At 71.4% G+C, this 2,777-nt stretch carries 3 protein-coding genes; all 3 read left to right on the top strand.

The window, feature by feature from the left end; translation table 11 throughout:
* Positions 1-203: 203 nt before the first annotated feature.
* The 3 genes from CDN38_RS27810 (at position 204) to CDN38_RS27800 (ending at position 2,581) form a co-directional block, all read left to right on the top strand.
* Positions 204-1,733 (top strand): PE family protein, encoded by a 1,530-nt coding sequence (locus CDN38_RS27810; protein ID WP_099319498.1) that lies wholly within the window; start codon positions 204-206, stop codon positions 1,731-1,733.
* 58 nt (positions 1,734-1,791) lie between these two features.
* Positions 1,792-2,046 carry an antitoxin gene (locus tag CDN38_RS27805; RefSeq protein ID WP_075509678.1) on the top strand — a complete coding sequence of 85 codons (255 nt, stop codon included), beginning with the start codon at positions 1,792-1,794 and terminating at the stop codon, positions 2,044-2,046.
* 100 nt (positions 2,047-2,146) lie between these two features.
* A complete protein-coding gene (locus tag CDN38_RS27800; protein WP_075509677.1) occupies positions 2,147-2,581 on the top strand; it encodes a type II toxin-antitoxin system VapC family toxin in 435 nt (144 codons plus the stop codon).
* Positions 2,582-2,777 lie beyond the last annotated feature (196 nt).

The raw sequence follows: 2,777 nt of genomic DNA, 5'->3' as shown, positions 1-2,777 counted from the left end.
CAACAACGCCATCCACCACCACGCGCAACGGATGCCAAGGTGACTCGAGCCCCAATTTTCCTGCACCACGGCGGGGCACACGCCCCTGGGGAACTAGCCCAGGGATTTGGGGAATACGCAGCAGTGGCGCCCGGATCGGGATAACATTTGCTCCTGCCGATTCATCCATTGCGACCGGCCCGCCATGAGATGGGAGGTCCCAGATGTCGTTTGTGATCGCGGCGCCGGGCGCGTTGCTGGCGGCCGCTAATGATTTGGCGGGAATTAGATCGGCGATCAGCGCGGCGAACCTGGCGGCGGCGCCGCCGACAACCGGCGTGCTGGCCGCAGGTGCCGATGAGGTGTCGACGGGCATCGCGGGAATCTTCGGTGCGCACGCCCTGAGCTATCAAGCCGTCAGCGCGCAGACGGCGGCGTTTCATGACCAGTTCGTGCGGGCCTTGACCGCCGGCGGGGGTGCGTATGCCAGCGCCGAGGCGGCCAACGTCCAGCAGAATCTGCTGAATGCGGTGAACGCGCCCGTCCAGGCCCTAGTGGGGCGACCGCTGATCGGCGACGGCGCCGACGGCGGGACCGTCGGGGGGGTGGGCCAGCCCGGCCGGCCCGGCGGAATCCTGTACGGCAACGGTGGCAACGGTGGAAACAGCACGAGCCCCGGTGTGGCGGGTGGTAACGGCGGGGCGGCGGGGCTGATCGGCAACGGCGGTGACGGCGGCAAGGGCGCCGCCGGCGCGGTCGGCCTACTTGGTGCGGCTGGCGGCGCTGGCGGTAGCGGCGGCAACGGTGGCGCCGCTGGGCTGCTGTATGGCAACGGCGGGGGAGGCGGGGCCGGCGGCAACGGCGGGACCGGTGGCCCCGATGCGGGCGCCGGGGGTGGTGCCGGCGGCCACGGCGGCGCGGGCGGCTTGGGTGCCGCGGCCGGGTTGATCGGCAGCGGTGGGGCCGGCGGGGCCGGTGGTGATGGCGGGGCCGGTGCGCCCGGAGTCGGAGGCTTCAGCGTTGGTGGCAGTGGCGGCAACGGTGGCTTCGGCCAGTTCGGCGGCGCCGGTGGGCTGCTGTACGGCAATGGCGGGGCCGGTGGCGCCGGCGGCGACGGTGGAAGCTTCGGCGCCGGCGGTTTCGTGAACGGCTTCGGCGGCTACGGCGGCAGCGGGGGGCTAGGCGGCGACGCCGGGCTGTTCGGCACCGGCGGCGACGGCGGCAACGGCGGCGATGCCGGGGCCGGCCCGCATTTGCTCCCGCCGGGCAGCCACGGCGGGGCCGGCGGGGCCGGCGGGAGGCTGTACGGCGACGGCGGCGACGGCGGGAGCGGCGGTGACGGCGGGCTGCCGTTCATCGGGACCGGTGCCGGTCGCGGCGGCGACGCCCGGCTGATCGGCAACGGCGGCAATGGCGGCAGCGGCGGGGCCGGCGCGCCCGGCTCCGTCAGCAGTGGCGGCATCGGCGGCAACGGCAACCCGGGCGGCGACGGCGGCACAGGTGGCTGGTTGTACGGCAATGGTGGCGCCGGCGGGGCCGCCGGCCAGGGTGGGCCCGGCACCACCGGGGCCGGTGGCACCGGCGGTACCGGCGGTCGCGGCGGCAACGCCATTCTGATTGGCAACGGTGGCGCCGGTGGGGCGGGGGCGGCCGGCGGACCCGGCACTTCGATCGGGCTCGCTGGGCCTGGGGGTAACGGCGGTACCCGCGGGTTGCTGCTCGGTCAGCCCGGCGCGCCCGGCACGGCCGGCTGAGGCCAACCGCCGTTCTTGACAGCATGCTGTCAAGGATCTTGATGCTATGCTGTCACATATGCGGACGACGGTGACGTTGGATGACGACGTCGAGCAGTTGGTGCGGCGCCGGATGGCCGAGCGGCAGGTGTCCTTCAAGAAAGCGCTCAACGACGCGATTCGAGACGGCGCCTCCGGCCGGCCCGCGCCGCGCCGGTTCAGCACGCGCACGGCAGATTTGGGTGTGCCCGCGGTCAATCTCGACCGGGCCTTGCAGCTTGCGGCCGAGATCGAGGACGAGGAACTCGTGCGTCGTCAGCGACGTCGGTCATGAGCGCCGCTCTCCCCCGCAAGCGGGTGGGGGTACCTCCCACTTGTGGGGCGTGCCCCCACCTCATCGCTTCGGTCTGCGTCGGTGGGGGTCATAGCGCTTCATGAAAATCGTCGACGCCAATGTCCTGCTGTATGCGGTTAATACCGCCAGCGAGCACCACAGCCCGTCCCTGCGCTGGCTCGACGGCGCGCTATCCGGTGGCGACAGCATCGGATTCGCGTGGGTCCCCATGTTGGCGTTCGTGCGGCTAGCGACCAGGCAGGGGTTGTTCCCCCGACCGCTGTCTCCGGAGGACGCGATCGGTCAGGTTGCCAATTGGCTGACCGCACCGAGCGCGGCACTAGTGAATCCGACCGCCCGACACGCCGACATCCTGGCGAGGATGCTGACACACGTGGGAACTGGCGCCAACCTCGTCAACGATGCTCACCTGGCCGCGCTCGCCGTCGAGCATCGCGCCAGCATCGTGTCCTACGACAGCGATTTCGGGCGATTCGCCGGCGTGCGCTGGGATCACCCGTCGGCGCTGCTGTGACGGCATCCGAGGGTGGCGAACTGTTCGGCAAGACGCGCGTAAATGTACGTGTTTGTGAGTGAATGTATGTTTGATTAGCCGGTGTGAAGTTGGCGGCGTGGGCGCGGTCGGTGGGTGTGCATCCGCAGACGGCGTATGCGTGGGTGCGTGGGGATCGGATGCCGGTGCGGTATCGGCGGTTGGCGTCGGGAACGAT

The sequence above is a fragment of the Mycobacterium ostraviense genome, assembly GCF_002705925.1.
GTDB classification, from domain to species: domain Bacteria; phylum Actinomycetota; class Actinomycetes; order Mycobacteriales; family Mycobacteriaceae; genus Mycobacterium; species Mycobacterium ostraviense.
The sequence above is the reverse complement of the archived record's forward strand: the minus strand, read 5'-3'. Positions and strand labels throughout refer to the sequence as shown.